The organism is Paraflavitalea sp. (assembly GCF_059502485.1).
Map to the genome: position 1 here is coordinate 1,025,979 of NZ_JCACET010000008.1, position 22,619 is coordinate 1,048,597.

Annotated in this window: 11 protein-coding genes; 10 read left to right on the plus strand and 1 reads right to left on the minus strand. The window is 43.4% G+C overall.

Annotated elements, in window-relative coordinates; all coding sequences use genetic code 11:
- The first annotated feature begins 130 nt into the window (after positions 1-130).
- The 10 genes from AC5JBY_RS07060 (at position 131) to AC5JBY_RS07105 (ending at position 21,174) form a co-directional block, all read left to right on the plus strand.
- Positions 131-3,211 (plus strand): SusC/RagA family TonB-linked outer membrane protein, encoded by a 3,081-nt coding sequence (locus tag AC5JBY_RS07060; RefSeq protein WP_495903860.1) that lies wholly within the window; start codon positions 131-133, stop codon positions 3,209-3,211.
- Positions 3,212-3,226: 15 nt separating this feature from the next.
- Positions 3,227-4,618 carry a RagB/SusD family nutrient uptake outer membrane protein gene (locus AC5JBY_RS07065; RefSeq protein WP_495903861.1) on the plus strand — a complete coding sequence of 464 codons (1,392 nt, stop codon included), beginning with the start codon at positions 3,227-3,229 and terminating at the stop codon, positions 4,616-4,618.
- A gap of 36 nt (positions 4,619-4,654) precedes the next feature.
- Positions 4,655-5,512, plus strand: coding sequence for a hypothetical protein (locus tag AC5JBY_RS07070; protein ID WP_495903862.1), 858 nt, complete (start codon positions 4,655-4,657; stop codon positions 5,510-5,512).
- Between the two features lie 711 nt (positions 5,513-6,223).
- Positions 6,224-9,298 (plus strand): SusC/RagA family TonB-linked outer membrane protein, encoded by a 3,075-nt coding sequence (locus tag AC5JBY_RS07075; RefSeq protein WP_495903863.1) that lies wholly within the window; start codon positions 6,224-6,226, stop codon positions 9,296-9,298.
- A gap of 11 nt (positions 9,299-9,309) precedes the next feature.
- Positions 9,310-10,755 carry a RagB/SusD family nutrient uptake outer membrane protein gene (locus AC5JBY_RS07080; RefSeq protein WP_495903864.1) on the plus strand — a complete coding sequence of 482 codons (1,446 nt, stop codon included), beginning with the start codon at positions 9,310-9,312 and terminating at the stop codon, positions 10,753-10,755.
- A gap of 196 nt (positions 10,756-10,951) precedes the next feature.
- Positions 10,952-13,936, plus strand: a complete 2,985-nt coding sequence (locus AC5JBY_RS07085) for a hypothetical protein (RefSeq protein ID WP_495903865.1) — start codon at positions 10,952-10,954, stop codon at positions 13,934-13,936.
- An 18-nt stretch (positions 13,937-13,954) separates the two neighbouring features.
- Positions 13,955-18,478 carry a DUF6443 domain-containing protein gene (locus AC5JBY_RS07090; protein WP_495903866.1) on the plus strand — a complete coding sequence of 1,508 codons (4,524 nt, stop codon included), beginning with the start codon at positions 13,955-13,957 and terminating at the stop codon, positions 18,476-18,478.
- The gene (locus AC5JBY_RS07095) at positions 18,475-18,870 is read left to right on the plus strand and encodes a hypothetical protein (protein WP_495903867.1); all 396 of its coding nucleotides are present in this window, start codon (positions 18,475-18,477) and stop codon (positions 18,868-18,870) included. The genes AC5JBY_RS07090 and AC5JBY_RS07095 overlap by 4 nt, the downstream gene beginning before the upstream one ends.
- Before the next feature lie 215 nt (positions 18,871-19,085).
- Positions 19,086-19,541: a hypothetical protein gene (locus AC5JBY_RS07100; RefSeq protein WP_495903868.1), complete on the plus strand. Its 456-nt coding sequence runs from the start codon at positions 19,086-19,088 to the stop codon at positions 19,539-19,541.
- Positions 19,542-19,704: 163 nt separating this feature from the next.
- The gene (locus AC5JBY_RS07105; protein WP_495903869.1) at positions 19,705-21,174 is read left to right on the plus strand and encodes a hypothetical protein; all 1,470 of its coding nucleotides are present in this window, start codon (positions 19,705-19,707) and stop codon (positions 21,172-21,174) included.
- Positions 21,175-21,521: 347 nt separating this feature from the next.
- Here AC5JBY_RS07105 and AC5JBY_RS07110 read toward each other — a convergent pair whose 3' ends face one another.
- Positions 21,522-22,325 (minus strand): hypothetical protein, encoded by an 804-nt coding sequence (locus tag AC5JBY_RS07110; RefSeq protein ID WP_495903870.1) that lies wholly within the window; start codon positions 22,323-22,325, stop codon positions 21,522-21,524.
- Positions 22,326-22,619: the final 294 nt, after the last annotated feature.

Sequence of the window (22,619 nt, forward strand, 5' to 3'; positions counted from 1 at the left end):
GCATTCATGATAAGATCAGCAAAAACAGAGAATAATTAGGTTCAAAAGCAGCAAACAACGATCAGTAGGTGTCCCTGTTTTAAGACAATTTTAATAATCTCTTTTTATCATAAAATCAAAATCAACGTTCATGAGGAAAATTCTATGTACGTTGCTATGCGCCCTACTGATGTTAGGTCAGATGGTGGCACAGGCACAGGAAAGAACGATTTCAGGAAAGGTAACAGATGCAGCCGGTGCACCGGTAGTAGGAGCGTCTGTTACAGTTAAAGGATCTTCATTAGGTACTACTACAAGTGCCGATGGATCATTCTCATTCAAAGTTCCCGCATCTGCTAAAAGCATCGCTATTTCTGCAATTGGTTATGCCGATCAGGACCTCTCCCTCGGTAGCAAGACCGTTTTCACTGTTTCAATGACAGTAGAAGGAAAAGGCCTCGATGAGGTGGTTGTAACTGGTTATGGAAACCAAAAACGCTCCCAGTACGCTGGTGCGGCTTCCAAAGTTGAAGCAAAGGCCATCAACCAGGTGCCCCAGGCCAGCCTTGACCAGATTCTGCAAGGTCGTGCTGCTGGTTTATACTCTACTGCCGGTTCCGGTCAGCCCGGTGCTGCAGCCAACGTGATCATCCGCGGCGTTACTTCTATCAGCGGTGGCACTCAGCCTTTATATATCCTGGATGGAGTTCCTATCCAGGCAGCCGCATTCTCTGCATTGAGCGCCGGTGACATCGCTTCTGTAGACGTATTGAAAGATGCGGTAGCTACAGCATTGTATGGTTCCCGCGGTTCTAATGGCGTAATTGTGATCACTACCAAAAGAGGTAAAACCGGTGGTAAGCTTACTTTAGGTGTGAAATCACAATTGGGTTTCTCCGATCGCACAAGACCTAAGTTCGATATGTTGAATTCCAAACAGCGTATCCAGTATGAAGAAGAAGTAGGCGCTGAAAATGGTCTGAACATCGGACCAGGTTGGAGATTCTCCAGAAAAAATCCAGCCAACGCAGGATTGCCTGAAGCAACCCTCGTAGCTTATGACAGAGTAAGAGACAGCCTTGGCAATACAAATGCCGATTGGGAAGATATCTTCTTCCGTCGCGGTAAAACACAAGAACATGAGGTTAGTGCAACTGGCGGTAACGAACGCACCAGCTTTTATTCTTCTTTGAACTACTTCAAGCAGGAGGGTGTTGCCCTTCGTTCAAGCCTTGAAAGGATTTCATTAAGAACGAATGTTGACTTTAAGACAGACAGGTTGACCGTAGGCATCAGCAGCACCTTGAACTATGCTAGCAGCAGCTTCATTGAAAGTGAAAATACAACAGCCGTAACCAACCCGTTTGCGTCTGTTTATTATGCACTGCCCTATGAGGTGCCTTATATAAATGGCGTATTGGTACACCCAGGTCTTTCAACAGGTCCAAGTGCAGCCAATCCGTTATTGCCTAGCAACCCTGCCCGTACGCTGGTATATGACCAACGCGAAGGTACTACTGCCCTCGAAAGGTTATTATCCACTACCAGTAAGAGAAATGAGCTCAAAGCTGTATTAGGCGCTAACTTCCGCTATAAGATCATAGACGGCTTGTCAATTATCTCCACTTTGGGTCTCGATTTCCGTGAATTGATGACAGATCGTTTTATCGATCCTACCACTTACACAGGTGGTCAGGTAGCTGGTAACCAGGGATCTTTTGCTGAAAGCGTAGCGAGGACTATTCGTTTATTCGGTAACGCTGGTCTGAACTATAATAAGACAATTGCTGAAAAGCACCAGCTTGATCTTACAGCTTTAGTGGAAGCTAATAAGTATACAGCCAGGAACTTTAACTACGCAGGCTTCGGATTGAACCCATTATTACCTAATACGCCCGCTGCTATTACTGCCGGCTCTGCTTCAGGATTTATTCCTACAGTTGGTGGTTCAAGAGATAGGCAGTTCCTCCAGTCTGTGATCGGTATTGCACGTTATACTTATGACGGTAAATACTCTTTCAACGGAAGCTACCGGATAGACGGTTCTTCTACAGTTCCTGAAAAGAACAGGTCCATTGGATATTATGCCTTCGGTGCTTCCTGGAACATCGCGAAGGAGAACTTTATGGAACCGCTGGATTTTGTAAATGATCTGCAACTGAGAGCCAGCTATGGTAGATCTGCCAGCCCTTTCGGCATATCATTTGGTTATCCTGCCCTGTATACAAATTCAACTCCTTATAATGGCGTAGCTGGTTTTGCAGTAAACCAATTGGCAAACCCTGATTACGATTGGGAATACACAACTACTACCAACATTGGCCTCGATTTCGGTCTGCTGAACTCAAGGATCAGAGGTACTGTTGAGTTTTATAATAAGCTCACTGACAATATCTTCATTGGTCAGCAATTGTCTGCATTTTCTGGTGCTGGTTCATTACAACTCAATGCTGGTAAAATGCGCAATCGTGGTGTAGAAGTAAACCTGAGCGGAGATGTGGTGGCCAATAATTTCTTTAGGTGGACAGTAGGTGGTAATGCTGGTTTCAACTCCAACGAGATCACCAGCCTGGGTCAGGTAAATGAGTTTGTTCAGGGTACTTCAATGGTGCGCGTAGGTTTGCCTTTCGGTACACACTATATCCCGAAATGGGGTGGTGTTGATGCTGCAACAGGTAACCCACTGTACTATAACAGAGATGGTTCTCTTACCACTTCTTACAACAGCGCCAACCAGAGCGTTGCAGAGTTTGGCAGCTACCTGCCCAAATACAATGGTGGTTTTAATACCAGCCTTAATTACAGAGGTGTATATGTAGAAGCTTTCTTCTCTTTTGCCGGCGGTAACAAACGTTACAATAACGAAGACTTCTTCAACGAAACACCTTCTTTTGCTACCAGCAACCAATCTACCAGGATGCTGAATCGTTGGAGAAAACCAGGTGACATCACTGATATCCAGAAGTTCGGAACTGCCCGTCAGTTCTCTTCAAAAGATATCCAGGATGCATCTTATATCAGGTTCAGAAACTTGAATGTTGGCTATAATATACCAAGGAAATACCTGCAGCAGATCAATGTATTTACAGATGCTACCATCTATGTACAGGCGCAAAACTTGTATACCTGGACCAGCTGGAGAGGCTTTGATCCGGAGGATAGCAACAACATCGCACAGTTTGAATATCCTGCACAACGGTCATTCACTTTCGGTATTAATTTAACCTTCTAAGAAAAAATTCAGTATATGAAGATGAATAGATTATTATGGATTGCAGGTTTGGCCTTAGTAGGTGTTTCCTGCAAAAAACAACTGGAAATATTTCCTACGGACTCGGTTGAAGAGAGCCTTGCACTCACAACCGTTCCAAACCTCGATAAAGGCATGGTGGGTGCATATGCAAACATCAACGGATCATACGATGCAGAGATCTATGCTACTTCTCTATATTCAGACGAAGCTACATTGCCGCTGGAAAACAATACCGGTCGTGGTGTGATCGCTTATCGCTGGCAAACAGATCCGGGTAACGGGGATGTAACCGCAACTTGGGGACGTTATGCATTCGGCATTGACCGTGCCAACCGTGTTATTACCGCTGCAGATAAAATAACCGGTAAAGATGCTACAGAAGAAGCCACAAAAGGCAGGATCAAAGGCGAAGCGCTGGCATTGAGGGCTTTCTGTGAATTTCAACTGCTGATCAACTTTGCAGAAAACCTGCAATCAGGTTCACTGGGCGTGCCTTATAGCACAGTAGCTACCATTCAAAAGCCCAGCCGTCTTACAGTGGGTGAAGTGTTTACGAAAGTAAACCAGGATCTTACAGCCGCTGCTGGTCTTATTCCGGCAAGCTTTGGCGATCGCACTCGTATTACCCTGATAGCTGTAAACGCTATGCAGGCCCGGGTAGCTTTGTATGAGAAGAACTGGGACGCTGCCATCGCTGCCGCTACCAAGGTGATCAATGCTTTGCCGCTTGCAACCAGGACACAGTATCCGCAAATTTGGACAGACCAATCTGATGCGGAAGTAGTATGGAAGCATAAGAGAACAGCCAACCAGGCTCGTCTTGGTGATTCCTATTATGACCGCTCTCAGGCCAAGATCATGTACGGAGTATCTAATGAACTGCGCACCATGTTCGCTGCTACAGATGTACGCCTTGCCAGCACGGTGTTAGATCGTGGCGGTAACAGGTATTCTGTAGGCAAATACATCGGTGGAACTGCGGCTGAGGAAGGTCGTGCAGACATCAAGGTGTTTAGAACGGCTGAAATGTACCTGATCAGAGCTGAAGCTTACGCTGAAAAAACACAGCTTGGCCTGGGTGGGGATGACCTGAATGCACTGCGTGCTGCAAGGATCACCGGCTATGCCAACCAAACTTTCGGCAGCAAAGATGCCCTCGTAAATGCGGTACTGGATGAAAGGTTTAAAGAGCTGGCTTTTGAAGCTCAACGGATGCATGACCTGCGTCGCAAATTATTACCGGTAACAAGGCTGGCAATAGATGCTGAAAACGCATTGGGCGCCGTATTGTTAAATCCTACCGACAAGGTTTATTATTATCCTATTCCGAATTCTGAGATCCTGGCCAATGAGAACATGATCCAGAATCCGACTTACAGGCAATAACCTGATACTTATTTAATAATATCAATATCGTTTATTATGATAAAAAGAATAAGTTGTTTTTTACTGCTGCTGGCAGGTTTGGGCTACCTGGTAGCTGGCTGTAAAAAAGAAAAAACAACCATACCCCCGGCACAAGCTCACTTTAACTTTGCTACTGGTGGCACTTATCAGCTCCTGACTGCTACTCCTCCTGATTTCACGATCAAGTTGGGTACTACTACTGTTTCAGATGCTGACAGAACGATCAACTTTACCGTTACTTCTCCTACAGGTGCAACGGCTGGCACGCAGTACACTTTAACAAGCAATACCGTTACCATCCCTGCTGGTAAAACAGAAGGAACGATCACCGTTAAAGGTGTATATGGTCAATACACGGGCGGTCGCAAAGATACCCTGGTATTTACCATCCAGTCTGGTATCGATCCCCTGCTCGCCAACAACGTATACAAACTGTTGATGCGCGGTCCTTGCTTCGATGGTGATATCTCAGCCATCACAGTAATGAACGGCACCTATCCTGGTACTATGGAAGGCGGTGGTTCTTATGGACCTTACAGCGTAACCGTTGCTGGCCTGGTTCATCCGGCAGGCGTTACTAAAAAAGCTACCGGTACAATCGCTAACCTGTGGGATTACTTCGGAGCTGTAAACATCGAGTTCGATTGGTCTGATCCTAACAACACGATCGTGAACATTCCGTTGCAACAAACCAATAAGGAATATGCTGCAGGTCAGCCATTCATGATCCGCACTTCACCAGGCAAAGTGAGCAAATTCTCTGCCTGCAACAGCAAGATCACCCTGTACGTAGATATCATTGTAAACAACTATCCAGCTCCGGGAAGCGCAGCCTTCTACGAACAAGAGTTTGATATGATTGTAGGAAAATAGATTATCAGCGAATAGTTAAATCGCTAAAAAAACATTGCGGGGTTTATCCCCGCAATGTTTTTTTATGCCCATACCAGTCATGCTTTGTGCAACAAAGATTGAGACAAATGAGCTATGACTTGCCACAAAAAAAGTTGAATAGAAAATAAACGATCAAAAAAATAACAAGATAAGAATGTGATAAGAATGCTCTTTTGCCAGGAGCATTTTCATTTGATCCAGAATGTTTTAGCACAAATACGAAAAGGCGGGTAGCCATGGCTGTTTGTCGACTAAAAAACCACTTCTGTCTTTTATGACATTAAAACTAAAAATTGTAAGCAGCGGACACTATATATTTGTTGTCCAATAAAAATGTAAGCCAGCTAATGGCCGGTTTCGTTTGAACGATTAGTCACAAGTATGAGAAAAAAACTATTGCCCAAGGTTTCCTCCGGTAAACAGGCATGGCTTGACCACAAGCGAAACGTATGCCCATTGCTGCTTTTATACGAAAGGCAGAAATCTCAACCAATCTTATTGACCCCTCCCCTTGTTGCTGACTGAGCAGGAATGCAAGCGCATAACCATAAATGTGCTTGTTATTAGCTGATCCGTTAGTGGCAAAAAGAGGCTGTCAATAATCATTATAAACGTACTGCACAGGTGGCTTACTGCTACCTGAGGTAGCGTCTTTTCCATTAACACTAAACAAACAAAAATTAATTGTACATGAGAAAAATGCTATTGCTCGCCATGAGCATACTCATGCTGACTGTACAGGTATTAGCCCAAAGCCGTACCATCACCGGTAAGGTGACGGACGACAAAGGCGTACCGGTCCAAAATGCATCAGTAACCATCAAGGGTACCTCAACAGGCACCACCACCAATGCCGACGGTGACTTCTCCCTCAACGTACCGGCTTCTGCAAGAACCTTAGTGATCTCCGCTATCGGACAAGCTACCCAGGAAGTGTCGATAGGTTCAGAATCAACCATAGCTGTACAACTGAAATCTGCAGAAAGCAATCTGCAGGAAGTGGTAGTAGTAGGTTATGGCTCCGTAAAAAAATCAAGCCTGGTAGGGTCTGTTGCCACCGTTGGTGGAAAAGAAGTAACCGGTATTCCCATCGCCAGCATCGACCAGATACTGCAGGGTAAAGCGCCCGGTGTTCAGATCACTTCCGTAAACGGACGTCCAGGCGCCAATGCCTATGTTCGTATCCGTGGTACCGGTTCCATCAACGCCAGCTCCGACCCGTTATATGTAATTGATGGTGTGCCTACAACGGCCGATATTCTCAATGCCATCAACCCGAACGATATTGAAAACATCTCCATACTGAAAGATGCCTCTGCTTCGGCCATCTATGGTTCCCGCGCCAGCAACGGCGTTATCCTGATCTCTACTAAAAGAGGTAAGGCGGGTAAACCTCAGCTTACCTATCGCTTCAACTATGCCGTAAAGTCCAAAACACCAGACAATTACGACATGATGAACTCCCGTCAAAAGTTTCAGTGGGAATACAACATCGGTAAAGATGCTGGCGCTACCAACGGCGCCAACGGTAACTCATATGCCAGAGCCGCTATGGCAAGACTCGTAACAGCGGGGCAACTGCCTGTGGGAACCACTAATTTTTATAACCTCACCCAACAACAGCTCGACCTGGTGATCGATGATGCGATCAAAGTGAATGGCGACAACAACTGGCAGGACATCCTGCTGCGTGATGCACCAGTAACGACTCATGAGATCAGCCTCAGTGGCGGTGCGGAAAAATTGCGCTATTACATGTCCCTGCAACGATATAATGAAGAAGGTATTGGTCTGCGCTCCAAGTTCAACAGAACACAAGGCCGTATCAATATCGAATACCAGGCTACGCCTTGGATAAAAGTGGGTAACAACTTAACGGTAGCCTATACGCAAAACTCACTCCTGCGTGATCGCTACAACGCACAAAGCCCCTTCTATGCCATGTACGCCTACAACCCGTACGAACCTCCTTACCTGGCAGGTACTTCCAACTACAACCTGACTGGTTTCTTCGCGGGTTTCCCGATCCTCGAAGCCATCGAGAACAATCCGGAAGATACCTGGACAGTAATGGGCGTTTCCAATATGTTTGCTGAACTGTCACTCATTAAAAATGTTACCCTGAAAACCAACCTCGGTTTGACCTACAACGTTTTTGAAAGGGAATCATTCATAAGGCCCGGTTCTTACCTCGATCAGGTAGTGGGTGATCCATTAGCCCCCGGTTCCAAGATTGACAATGGCAGCAGGACTTTTAACTACGTATGGTCCAACACAGCCACTTATCAGAATACCTTTGCCGATGATCACAATGTGCGTGTATTGATCGGTACTGAATATACCAGCGATAAGTTCAAGAGCTATACCATGGGTTCGAAGGGATTCGCTTCTCCAAGCACAACTACACAGAATTCCGGTGCCTCCAATACATCCTACGGTACAGCCCGTACCGACTGGACATTGGCTTCGCTGTTTGCAACGGCCGATTATGATTTCAATAATAAATACTTTGCAAACGCATCGATCAGGCGTGATGGTTCCTCCAGGTTCAGTGATGACAATAAATATGGTACTTTCTGGAGTGCAGGTCTCGGCTGGAACATTGCATCGGAAAACTTCTTCTCTAAAGTTGATTTTATCAATGTCCTGAAGCTGAGAGGTTCTATCGGTACCACCGGTAACTTCGGCATTGGTAACTACCGTTTCTACGAATTGTATTCAGTGAACTCCTATTCAGATCTGCTGGCAACATTCCCAGAGCAGGTACGCAATGATAGCCTCACTTGGGAAAAAGCCGAGGCCTATAACATTGGCCTGGAATTCGAAGCATTCAAAGGACGCCTGAGAGGTTCGGTTGATTACTACAACAAAAAAACCAAGAGCCTGCTGCTGAACGTGCCTTACTCACAAACCAATGGTTTCGGTACAAGGCTGGAGAATATTGGTGAAATGGAAAATAAGGGTATTGAAGCCATTGCAGCTTTCGATGTGATCAGCAATAAAAACCTGACACTTACAGTAAGGGCAAGTGGTACTTTCAATCGTAATAGAATAACTGAGCTGTACAATAATCAGGACATTACAGTAACTACTGCCCGCTTATCGGTAGGAAAACCATTCTATAACTATTACCTCGTTCGTTGGGGAGGTGTTGATCCTCAAACAGGCGCACCACAATACCTCGACAAAGACGGTAAGATCACTACCACTTATAGTGGTGACAATACTGTGTTCCTGGACAACAAAGCGCCCGATCCCCGCTACTATGGTAGCTTCGGCGTCGATGTATCTTACAAGAACTTTTCACTGACTACCGACTTCTACTACTCCGGTGGCAACTATATCTACAACTACCAGGAAAGAGACCGCCTGAACGTATATCAAAACCGTGGCTACAATATGGATGTACGCGCTTTTGACTATTGGAAAACAGCCGGACAGACAGCTTCCCTGCCAAGGCCGCTGGCTTCCTGGAACCCTGGCTCACAGGTTACCGATCAGTGGTTACAGAAAGGTGACTACATCCGCTTCCGCAATATCCAGTTAGGCTATTCACTCCCGGCTGACATCGCGAAGAAGATAAAAACACAGAATGTTAGATTGTATGTGTCTGGACAGAACCTGTTCACCATTACCAACTACAAAGGAGATCCTGAAGTAGGTCTTGGTAACGGTGAATCTTTAAACACGGTGCCGGGGCTTGGACAACTCTATTCTTATCCCCAGGTAAGAACAATGTCAGTAGGTATTGAAGTCACTTTCTAAACTAACAAAACATGAAGAATAAGATATTAACATATACATCGGCCTTAGCCTTGGCTACAGGGTTATTCACCTCCTGCAAAAAAGAAAGGTTGGAGCTGGATCCTTATAACCAGTTGCCGGTAGACCAGGCATTTGTTACACAAAACGATTTCACCAACGCAATACGGGGTATGTACAAAGGGTTTGTTACTTCTGGTTCCTACACCGGCGGTGAATGGATTGTACTCGGCGATCTGGTGGCAGACAACCTTATTAGAAACTCAACGGGACGTGGTACAGGGGCCAACTATTATTTGTGGCAGTACACGGCAGAAGCTACTTCTGGATTATTTGGAAATGGATATAATATCATCAGACGCGCTAATGGTATTATAACCAATATTAATAACCTGCCGGATGGAGCCTTTAAAAACAATGCAGAAGCAGAAGCCCGTGCTGTTCGCGCACTTGTGCATTTCGATATGGCAAGGGTTTATTCGAAGATCTATGCGAATTCAGATCCAAACACCGACCTGGGTATGCCTTACCTGACAGGCATTGATTTCTCGCTGAAGCCTGCCCGCCCTGTGTTGAAAGTTACGTATGACTCAATTGTCAATGACCTTACCTTGGCCTATGCCAAAATAAACCTTCTGAATAAAGAGCAAACTTTTGAAACAATGCGCCTCAACAGGGCAGCGGTAGCAGGTTTGTTGAGCAGGGTTTACTTACATATGGCCGACTGGGCCAACACTACCAAATGGGCCGATAGCTCGTTAAAGTACAACAGTAATTTGGGGACGCTTACTACGTTCAAAGACATATGGGTTGACGATAAAGAAGAGGGTGTGTTATTTAAGATCCGCATGACGGAGAAGGATAATATTACGATCGGAGTTCAATATGAGCAGCTTACTAACAATGAATACCGCTCCGAATTTGCACCGGTATATGAATTGTTCACACAATATGCAGCAAATGATGTGAGGAAAGCAGCGTATTTCCTGACAGGTAACTACATCAATACACCTTACAACCATGTGATCAAATATGCCCGCCGGTTGTCTGGGCGTTTGAACATTGTTGATTGTAAAGTGCTTAGAACAGCTGAAGTATTGTTGAGCAGGGCAGAGGCGAAATACAAGAATGCCAACCCGGTGGGCGCCCTTGCCGACCTCAATACTCTGATGGCAAGTCGCTATACAGGCTTTGTTAACCTGAACCTCACAGGCCAGGCACTGCTGGACGAGATTTACAAACAAAGGAGGCTGGAACTGTTTGGTGAAGGCGACAGATTGTTCTTCCTGAAAAGGCTAAATCTGCCTGTTGCGCGTCCCAACTCAGGTGATCAGGCCAGTGGCGGAGGATCACTGCCCCCGGCTTCTGCTCTCAACCTGCCGGTAGGAAGCCCTAAATTCCAGCTGCCCATCCCGCGTGCTGAATTGAATGCTAACCCCAACATGCAGCCAAACCCATAGCAGGAAGGGTTTCATAAGAAATAAAAGAAAATGCCTCCGCGATAGCGGGGGCATTTTTGTTACTGCCCCTGCACGAATTTGGCCCAAACCTGCACACTTAATACCTGATTCTGCGCGAATATCGGTTTGTTCTTTTTTTGATCGGGCGATTTACATAAATTCATGGTCTAACCATTTACCTTAAACTAAGATCGCTATGAGGAAAACCAGACTTATTCTCCTTTTGCTGTGTTGTATTAGCCACTCCTTCGTCTTGCATGCGCAACCTGGAATTAACAACGATGCTTTCAGCTATAGCTTTGATTACAGGAATGTACTTAAAGGAATCCCCGAAAATGCTTCGCTGGGGGCTTATGGTAACATACCCATTAACACTGGATCGGGTTTGCCGGATATCCAGTTTAATTTATATACAGTCGCACTTGATGGTGTCTCAGTACCTATAAGTATTAGCTACCAGGCCTCAGGCGTTAAATTCGATGATGTGCATTCTTCTGTGGGACTGAAATGGTCCCTGAATGTTGGCGGAAGTATAAACAGGAAGGTAAATGGATTGATAGATGAAGATGATCTCATAAATAATTTATACCGCCTGGATCCATCTTACATAAACAACATCAATGCGCACTCAACTTCACACAATAATCAAACCTTGTTCGAAGAGATTGCAGGCGGGATAAGGGATTTTTCGGCAGACAATTACTACTATACCTTACCAGGTATAAGCGATGGAATGATCCTTACTAAAACCGGTAACTTTTATCCTGATAAGCAACACAGTAAGGTAAAGATCAAAAAACTCAATAATCACCTGGATAGCTTTATGATCGTAGATGATAAAGGGGTCAAATATTTTTTTGGGGCTAAATACGATTATAATAGTGTGCAGCATAATGGTAAATACTATGCACAGGCATTTAATGCTATGGCGGCACGTGTAGCATGGAAGCTCATAAAAATAATAACACCACATAAAGACTCCATTGTATTCGAATATGAAGAATACGAATATTCCTATCAGGTAATCGAATCTCAGAAATTTGTAAAACGGAATATGGGAGGAGGTACTGGAGGGCCAGGATTTAATAATTGTGGTTGCGGTACGAATGAATATATCACTAACCAACCCATTTATAGCAATACTGTACAGTTGATTTCCAAGATCAAAACTAAGGACGTTACCGTATTTTTCGATTATACTACTGATACCAACTTGGCTGCCTGGAAGAAAAAGCTATCAGCAATCAGGGTACAATCCAATCATAGCGGACAGCAAATAAAAAAGATTGCATTTGAGCACGCGTTATTTGGTAATAACAAACTTAAACTATCTAAATATCGAGAATATGGAAGTGATAATAATGTTGTAAAAGAATATGGCTTTTCTTATGAAGCAGAGATTTACAGTAGCTTCATGGATATTGGTGGCAGAGATATTTTTGGTTATAATAATGGACAAGGTGGTTTATCGCTTATAGGGTGCCCTAATGCCGCTTTGTATGGATATACCGGCCAGATAGCCAATCGGCAGGTATATGATCATGTTATTGCAAACGGGACACTGAATGAAATACAATATCCTACGGGAGGTAAAACAAAATTCTATTACGAATCCAATAAGGAAACAAAAGGTGGCTATGATTATTTTGTGCCTGGTATAAGGATAAAACAAATCGAGGACATTGATGTCGACGGAAAGGTCTATAATAAGAAAATTTTTTATTATGCTGGCCTTCAAAATGGCGTTAGGATGGACTGGGTTTTGTGCGCAGGCGAAAACGAATACAGTCCCGATGCTCCTGATTGTCCTATCAATTCATTGAATTCGGAAAGTGAAATACCAGGTGTGTTTTCCACGCTTTATGCATATGTTGTTACGGAAAGCATAGGTAGCGGTCAAAAGCTTTATCAAAAAGACTATTACATTGGTGCAAGCAATTTGGATGCTACTGCTTATGGCTTATTAACTAAAACAGATTACTGTGTTAATGACTCTGTTACCGTAATACGGTCTACGAGAACAAATTACGAAAGAATAGCCATTGATACGTTAAAAGAGTATATATATGGGTTGCCAAGGCCAATCATATTTACCGGCTTCTATTACTATGAAAATGATCCTGCTCCTTACTCTTTTTGTGCCCAAAATAAATATACAATGATAGCACAGAATATGTTGCTTGTACCGGCAATATATCGGAAAGTGCAGGAAGTGTCCAAAGAGTTTTCTACTTACAACTATACTGATTCATTAGTAGTTAAGGTGGATATAGCATATGATGCAGTAAGGAATTATGTTTCGAAAGTAGTGAATACTAATTCCAGAACACAGGTTGAAGAGCAACGCTTTACGTACAATTTCAATTTTCCGTTAAATGCTATCTTGAAGGATATGACAGATAGTAATATTGTTACGCCTGTCAGAGAAGAATATTATACAGCAGGCAATCTTAACCGGATAAGGGAGATGTCTTTTTTAAAATGGTACAATTCCTTTTTTGAGATTGATCAGATAAAGGAAGCTATTGGCATAGGAGCAACCCTGGAGCAAAAATTCACTTATCACCAATACGATGCTGATGGTAATATTTTGGATATGTCGAAGTCACAGAATATTAGGCAATCATACATATATGACTATAAAAAAGGCCTGCCAATAGCTGAAGTTATAAATGCACAGCCAGTAAACATTGCTTACACATCCTTCGAAGCTGATGGGTGGGGCGGTTGGACCATGAACCCTGGATCTACTATTCTTGACAATGGTAATCCGCTTACAGGAAAGAAGGTTTTTAGTGGAGTAATCCTTAAAACAGTTCCTTCCGGAAACTATGTTGTAGGAGTCTGGGGTACTGCCGATACCTGGATCAATGGACAACTCATGACTCAACCAATAAAAATCAGAGGCCTGTGGAAATATTATGAACGTGTGCTTAACAATGTTACAAATATCGAAGTAGCCGCCAATATCATGGATGAAGTACGTCTTATGCCACAAGGTGCCCAGATGACGACCTATACTTATGATCCCTTGATTGGTATGACGAGTCAATGCGATGTTAACAACCGCATTACCTATTATGAATACGATGCTTTTGGGCGGTTAAAGACTGTCAGGGATGAAAACAAAAATGTACTCAAAACCATCGACTACCAATTCCAGAAAAATTATAACCAATAACTCCTTATCCGCTCAACCATGAGTAAAATTATTATAATACTGAGTTTGCTATTGCTACAAACAGTTGCACAAGCGCAAACTCCCGTCACACCGCCGGCGGCTCATAATAGCAACATAAAAGTTAACTACGTTCGAACCTGGGAAGCATTGGCGCCGGAGCAGAACCCGGCGACACTCCCAGGTCGTAACCTCGAGGATGTACGACAAACTACTGCATATTTTGATGGTTTAGGCCGGCCATGGCAAACCATTATCAAAAAAGGTTCTTTGGCTACCAACCCCAATGCCCCTACATCTTCAGCAAGTGCGGTAGACCTGGTAACGGCAGTCGTCTATGATGAATTTAGCCGTGAAAAATACAAATATATTCCCTTCGGCGCCAATAGTTCAGACGGCCTATTTAAGCTGGATCCTTTTCAGCAACAGATCCAGTTCTATAATACACAGTTGAGCGGCCAACCAGGAGAGACCAATGTTGGGGGCAATCTAAACTGGGCTTATGGCCAAACCAATTTTGAGTCCTCGCCGCTTAACCGGGTGCAAGAGGTCTTTGCAGCTGGAGCCAATTGGGTAGGTACTGCGTCGCAAGGTAGTGAGGCCAACCGCCATTCAATAAAAAGCAAGTATTATCTCAACACCAGCATAGATGATGTGAAAAGCTGGACTGTCACCGATGCACCTGGTGGTGTTGGAACAGGTTGGGGATCTTATACCTTGGCGGGAATCTACAATCCGGGAGAGCTTTACAAAAACATCTCCGTCGATGAGCATAATAAGCAGGTAGTTGAGTTTAAAGATAAAAAAGGACAGGTGATCCTTAAGAAAGTACAACTGTCCGCTACTGCAGATAATGGTAGCGGTACTGATTATTCTGGTTGGCTCTGTACTTATTATATCTACGATGATCTGGGTAATCTGAGGTTGGTAATCCAGCCCAGGGGAGTGGAATTATTGCTTGCCAATAGTTGGACGCTCACATGGAATAGTAGCCTCATTCTTAATGAGCAGTGTTTACGTTACGAGTATGATCATCGTCGACGCATGATCATGAAAAAAGTACCTGGTGCAGCGGGAGATATATATATGGTGTACGACCGATGGGACAGGCTCATCCTGACGCAGAATGCTAATTTACGGATAAACCACAACTGGCTTTATATTAAGTATGATGCTTTGAATCGCCCTGTTGTTACTGGTAGTCAGCATGACCCCTTCAACACAAGCCTTGTCCAAATGATGGCCCATGTGAAAGAAGCTGAAATCTGGCAGATACGTTACGAAACCAGAAATAACTCTAATATCGGCTATACCCTTACACAAACATACCCCTATCAGGTTTGGCAAAGTGTTTATACCGTTACTTTTTATGATGATTATGATTGGATGGCAACCAGTGGCTCTCCTCAGATCAGCAGTAACAGGGTCACCACTTACGACAGCTATCTGCTACCTGTTAATGGAGCATATCCCTGGGCCGAACCGATGACCCAGTCCACACAAGTTAACGGTCTCGTTACCGGTACATTTGCGCGTATACTTGGTACAGAATACTTCCTTAGTGCTGTTAATATCTATGATGACAAGGGAAGAATTATTCAAACCCAAAGCAATAACCTCAGTGGCGCAGGAACGGATGTGGCTACCACGCAATACAACTTTTCTGGCAAGCCATTGGTGGTGATCAATAAAGGTGCATTTACCAACCATACCAATATAGTGGTTACAAAGCTTGAGTATGATGATTTGGGTCGCCTGATTACAACGAGAAAAGCAGTCAATAGTACTATTAATGGTCAGACAGTAAGCAAGCCAGAACAGATAATTGCCCGCAACGAATACGATGCATTGGGGCAGCTGAAAATAAAAAAGCTGGCTCCCGCAGGTGGAGCTGGTGGCAATCCCTTGGCAAGCCTAACCTATGATTATAATGTAAGAGGGTGGACACTGGGCGCCAACCGTAAATACCTGCTTAATGAGGGGGCTGATGGATATACCGATAATTACTTCGGATTTGAACTGGCCTATGACAAAACGGCTACTACTCCAGGCTCTGTTAGTTTTTACAATACACAATACAATGGCAATGTTGCGGGTACTATCTGGAAAAGTAAGGGCGATGCAGTAAGGCGTAAGTATGATTTTGAGTATGATGCGGTCAGTCGTTTTGAAAAAGCAACATTTACGCAAAACACGGCGGCTGCCAGCGGCGGTACCTGGAATACCAGTGATGCCAATTTTACTGTTGAGGGATTTTCTGATAACAATTATAAGATTAAGTATGATGCAAATGGCAACTTGCGCAGTATGAAGCAACATGGTATTACGCCTTTCAACGCCGATGTGATTATAGATGCATTGCATTACGAATACAAGCAGGATAATAATAGCAATCAGCTAAAACAAGTGGCAGATGACAATAATGTGCCTGATACAAAGTTGGGAGACTTTCATTATACAGGTACGAAAAATACGAATACTATCGATTATCAATACGATGATAATGGCAACCTGATCTCGGACGCCAATAAAGGTATTACCAGTATTACCTATAATCATCTGAATTTGCCTCAACTGATACAAGTCAATGGTAAAGGAAGTATTGAATATACATACGATGCAGCGGGTATTAAACTAAGCAAAAAAGTAAGTGAAACTGGTAAGCCTGTCAAATATACCTATTACCATGTTGGTGCTGTTTATGAAGACGATATATTACAATTCATTAGTCATGAAGAAGGCAGGTTGCGTTACGCAAAAAGGTACTTCACCAACGGAGATAATGCATACCAGTTCCAGTATGATTACTTTCTGAAAGATCATCTTGGGAATGTGCGCATGGTGCTTACTGAACAAACGGATACTACGCAGTACCTCGCTTCGATGGAAACTGCCTACCGAACGGACGAGGAACAACTCTTTTACAACATACCCCAAACAGCTATAGCCAAAGCAGCGGTTCCTGGCGGCTATCCCAACGACCCCGTGCCTGTTACCAACCCCAATGACATAGTAGACCTGGTAAATGGTAATGGTAATAAGATAGGGCCGGCTATTGTACTCAAAGTAATGAGTGGAGATAAAATTGATATCAGTGCATCTCATTTTTATCGCAACGGGGGAAGCTATAATGATGGTACTAACCTGGTTCCTAACATACTTTCTTCCCTGGCTGGAGGAATCGTCGGAGCTGCGGGAGAAAGTAAAGGAACACTGTTACAATTAAGTAGTAATCCGGGGCCTGTGGCGCTTGCTGTCGGTGATTTTATAGTCGATAAGCAAACATCCCAGGCAGGCAACGGCAAACCCAAGGCTTACCTCAACTGGATACTTTTGGATGAGCAATTGAAATACGTGGCTGCTAGTAGCGGTGCCCAGGTTGTAGGGGTGGCCAACAGTGTACAGCCCATAGGGTATTCGGACATCTCAATGACTAAAAACGGATTTTTGTACATTTATGTCAGCAATGAAACTCAGAACTGGGATGTGTTCTTTGATAACCTGAGTATAAAGCATACGACCGGCCCTGTCATCGAAGAAACGCATTATTATCCGTTTGGGCTGACGATGGCAGGTATTAGTTCCAAAGCTGTTGGCAAGTTGGATAACAAGTATGAGTACAACGGTAAGGAGAAACAGGAGAAAGAATTCAGTGATGGTAGTGGATTGGAGTGGTATGATTACGGAGCCAGAATGTATGACCCACAAATTGGTAGATGGCACAATGTTGACCCTTTGGCTGAAAAATATGCGTCACTTTCACCATATAATTATGCACTTAATAATCCCTTAATGTTTGTTGATCCCGATGGGAGAGGTGTAAAAGTTACTCTTAAAAAAGACGAAAATGGTAAAGAATATATAGAAGTATCAGCAACGATATACATATACGGATATGGTGCAACAAGCGACCTGGCAAGTGAAATACAAGAAGCTTTAAATGCTCAATGGAACACTGTAACCTATGTTGATGAAAAAGGGAATACGATAGAAGTAAAACCTACGGTCGGGGCTAATAAAAAAACGTATGACGTTAAGTTTAATTTTACTGTTGAGGCTAAAAGTATGGATAATGTTGTCGAAATAGCTCGGAAAAATAGAGATGAAAGTGTGAATTTTATGAAAATAACTGATGATGCCAACGGTTTGAGATCTTTTTTTGGTGGAAATTCAGGAATGCTAAATTTAGCAGATTGGAGAGCGACTGATAAGAAAGTTGCTGGACATGAAATAGGGCATATGATGGGCTTCATGCAAACCGTTGGTGAACCAGATTTTTCCGACGATAAAACTCATTTGCATCATAAGCAGAATGGTATATTACCAATCATGTGGATTCCAGGGAATGAAATTTTTGAAATGAAGGATATGAAAGTGACTCCCCAGGATATCGATGGTTTAGGGTTAACAAGGAATATTTTATGGAGGCCAGGTAAGCCTAACTTTAACTATTATTTCCCGGGTACAGACACAATTTTTAACACGGAAGAAGAGATGGAAAACTTTAAGAAAGAGTCCGCAATAAAAATAAAAAACAAAAAATGAACCGTTACAATGCAGTTTTTGCGGTGCTTTTTTTTTATAGTTGCCTTAGTTGTTCAACGCAGAAAGTGCATAAAGATCGTCCAATATCCTGCTCGTCTTTTTTGGCGAGATATGCTGAGTATTGGCAGAAGGATAGTATAGGCGATACTGGTTTTAGATTATTAGCTGTACAAAGCATTAAAGCTTCTTGCAAGCTGGAAGGTGAGAGGTGGGATGTGTACCAAAATTTCTTTGGAAAAGCAAACTTTGCCAATGTGAGTGGCAATGAAAGATATTTTCGATACAGATTAACAAACTATGCTGGTGGTAATGCTCTTGGTAATAAGGAGCTGGGAATTATTGTGGATCAATTTGGAGTAATAAAATCTTTTTGGGTTTGGGTGCCAGGTTAAAATAGCTGTTCACCAATTGTGAGGAGTATAATACAATTAGAGAGGTGAATGGTGTAGCAGCACTCATACCGTGGGAAGCGAGCACTCGAATGGATCATAGAGGTGTAACTAAGACAACTGTTATCGGAGTAACTTCTACACTTATTTTAGAACAGCAACAAGCAGCAGTAGATAAAACGAAAACAAAGTTTTCCAAACGATAGTCAATCTGAATTATGAATAGAAAAGGTAGGGTTATAATAGCTTTTACTTTTATTCAGCTTTATGCAAATACAGCTTGTAATCAGGGTAATTTGAGAGAAAAGGATAGTGCGTTGACGAAAAGAACAATGCCTGATATTGAAAACAATTTGAAGATTTTAATAACAAGAATAGAAGCAAGCGATTGTGTATATGGTGCAGGTATTGGTATTGAAAGTAGGGCTAATGCTACATACGAATCCTACGATAGACTTAATAAGTTAATATCGGATTCGGAATGGTTGAATTTATCATATAGTAGAAGTACTGTGATGAGAATATATGCTTTCAAAGCTTTGCTGGAGCGGAATCAATTAATGGCAGCCGAAGTAAGGCATCGATTAAAGACTGATTCATCAACATTCTGTTATATAGCAAATGATATTGAGTATACCTCATCAGTTAGCAAATTTGTTGTAACAAATGAATGATTTTGATTACTTATGAGGACTATTACAGAGCAACAGTCCCGCCAATCACTCTGGCGGGGCCCCTTAACTGGCGCAAGTATGCAGGTTGGATATGTGCAGAAGCGTACTTGTGCCTGGATAATACATCTTATATTACCTGTATGAAAATATCAAAGCTGTTATTATGAGAATTTCGGGTTTACTGATACTATTCCTTAATCTCGCCTGCATACAAATCGCAGTCGCGCAGGATCAACCATCCTTCACGGATAAATTGATCAACCTGCCCACTCGCTTCAACGAACACATACAGAAAAAGACCGAAAAACTCGAAGCGCAGCTCACCCGGAAAACCGAAAAGTTCCTGCAACGACTCGCTCGCAAAGAAGAAAAGCTCAGGAAGAAATTAATGAAGACAGACTCCACAGCTGCCAAACAGCTTTTCGACGGGGCAGCCGAACAATATGCCAAACTGAGCGAACAACTCAAAAATCCCACAACCCTTACCGGCCGCGCAAGTGGTGCCTACATGCCATATGTGGATTCATTGAAAACCTCGCTTTCCTTCTTGCAAAACAATAGTAACCTACTTAATTCCAACGAAGCCAAAAAAATTACCGGTTCCCTGCAGCAGGTACAACAGCTACAAGGGAAACTCCAACAATCCGAACAGATTAAAGCCTTCATTCGCCAACGCAAGGAGCAGATCAAAGCCACCTTTAGCAGATACACCAACCTGCCGCCTGGACTTGCCCAAAGCTACCAGGATTTCAATAAAGAACTTTTTTATTATTCCCGGCAGATACAGGAATACCGTGATATGTTCAACGATCCTGACAAATTGTTTACAAAAGCATTATCCCTCCTCAATAAACTGCCCGCCTTTCAAAGCTTCCTGCAGCAACATTCAGAGCTGGCAGGGCTGTTTTCCGTACCGGCAGGGTATGCCAGCAATGCCAGTCTCGCAGGCTTGCAAACCCGCAGCCAGATACAGCAACTCCTGCAAACACAGTTAGCATCTGCAGGTCCTAATGCCCAGCAAATGTTGCAACAAAACCTGCAAGCTGCACAGGCCCAGCTAAACCAGCTAAAAGACAAGATCAACAAATTGGGCGCTGGTGGAGCCGATATGGATATGCCAGACTTTAAACCCAACAACGAAAAAACAAAATCCTTCTGGAAAAGACTGGAATACGGAACCAATCTGCAAACACAAAAGTCCAACAACTTTTTCCCCACCACTTCTGATATTGGACTATCGGTCGGGTATAAACTTAGCGATAAAAGCGTCGTCGGTATTGGTGGCAGCTACAAAGTTGGATGGGGAAAAGATATACGCAACATCGCTATCTCCAGCGAGGGCGCAGGCGTGCGCTCCTTCCTCGATGTAAAGTTGAAAGGTAGCTTCTTTGCTTCGGGCGGCTATGAGTACAACTACCAGCCGCTCACAATTAGTGGAACAATTACGCCCGATATAGCTGCACAAAGCGACAAATGGCAGCAAAGTGGTCTGGTAGGCATCAGCAAAATAATTTCTCTCAAGAGCAAAACATTCAAAAAAACAAAAGTGCAGTTACTCTGGGATTTCCTCAGCTACCAGCAGCAACCCCGCACACAGGCCGTTAAATTTAGAATAGGTTATGCATTCCGTTAACTACTTTGAATTAACCGGCCAATGCAAGATAACCGTGGTAAATACAATCTGTACAATGAAATCATCTTCGGATTTAATATTGTTCTGTTTATCGTAATGGTAATTGTTAATACAATAATTGCATATAGCTATGGTTTTGGGGCAAACAATGATTATGACAGATTAGCCTGGATATTTTTAGGAGCTACTATAGCCATTCATTTATTAGCGAACGGATTGCTGTTGAAGAGGTTTAAAATGTATGATAAATGGAGGGTTATTCTAAGTAATCTATTCATCCTTTTGTTATATGGATTTCTGATTTGGCGTATAGGCTATGTGTGATATGCACTTATATCCGCCTTCTCTTACCCCACCTCCAACACTTTCGAGCTGCCTGCATGTCTCACCTGGCCAATATGCTCGAGTGCTTTTAATTCTCCATACAAAATGCCTGCTGTCAGTATCAGCGTAAAGTTGGTATCGGGCGGAGTAAAGACGGTGCCGACCTCCATTTCCAATGCCTTGGAACCTTCCTGCAGCGAAAACCAGTCGGAGTCTACAGACTTGGCACAACTGATCGGATAACCGGGATGTGTTGCTGTAAAGAGACCTTTGTTGAAAATAATATCGGGCACCACAGCCAGTGAAATACGGAAAGCGTAGTAAGGTTGCTTCGCCGATGGCGCAAAGTTGATACCCGGTACCAATTCAGGGAACTGTACCTTGGCCGACAACGTTTCACGGTTAATGGATCCGGTAACCGGGAAGCGGATCACCGTATCGAGCGGATGGCTGTTGTTGAGCGAAAAACCTTTGAGCACATGCGGGTAGGCTGTCAACTTAACGTTGCGGGCTCCATAATCGCCCTCACTATCCAGTTCCTGGACAGGCTTCATCAGCGCAATGAGCGGGCCGGCAATATTGTAGTCGGCCATCGGCTTCTGATGGGCCAGCGCTCCCATCAGGAATTTACTCATCCGGGCACGGCCGGCGAAGTCTTCCCCGGCCAGTTTGAAGTTCCTAAGCTTAGGGTCCGAGTTCTTCTTTTCTTTGGTATGCCCGGAGCTTCTGCGAACGATCGTTCCTTCTACGCCCTTCATTGTGTAAAAGGAAAGACCATCAATCTTTCCCCTGAGGCCATCGCCAAGGCCTCCTTGTGCTTTTGCCATAATAGTTAAAGTTTAATGTGTTAAAAAGCATCCTTCGGGGTTTCCGTCAGGTGCCGGTTCTTCAATTTAAGAAATTAAATTATTAATATAAAATAATATGTAATTATTAAATATAGATGCAGCATACCTTTTAAATAATGCTGTATCTAAGCTGTATAAGTGCTGGGTATATGCTGCATATATGCTGCATCCTGTTTTAATTCGTTGTAAATCTTGTCCGTAGCTATAATGCAAAACGACCCACCGTAGTGAGTCGTCTCTATTGAAAATCAGTTATTTACTAATTTGCCTATT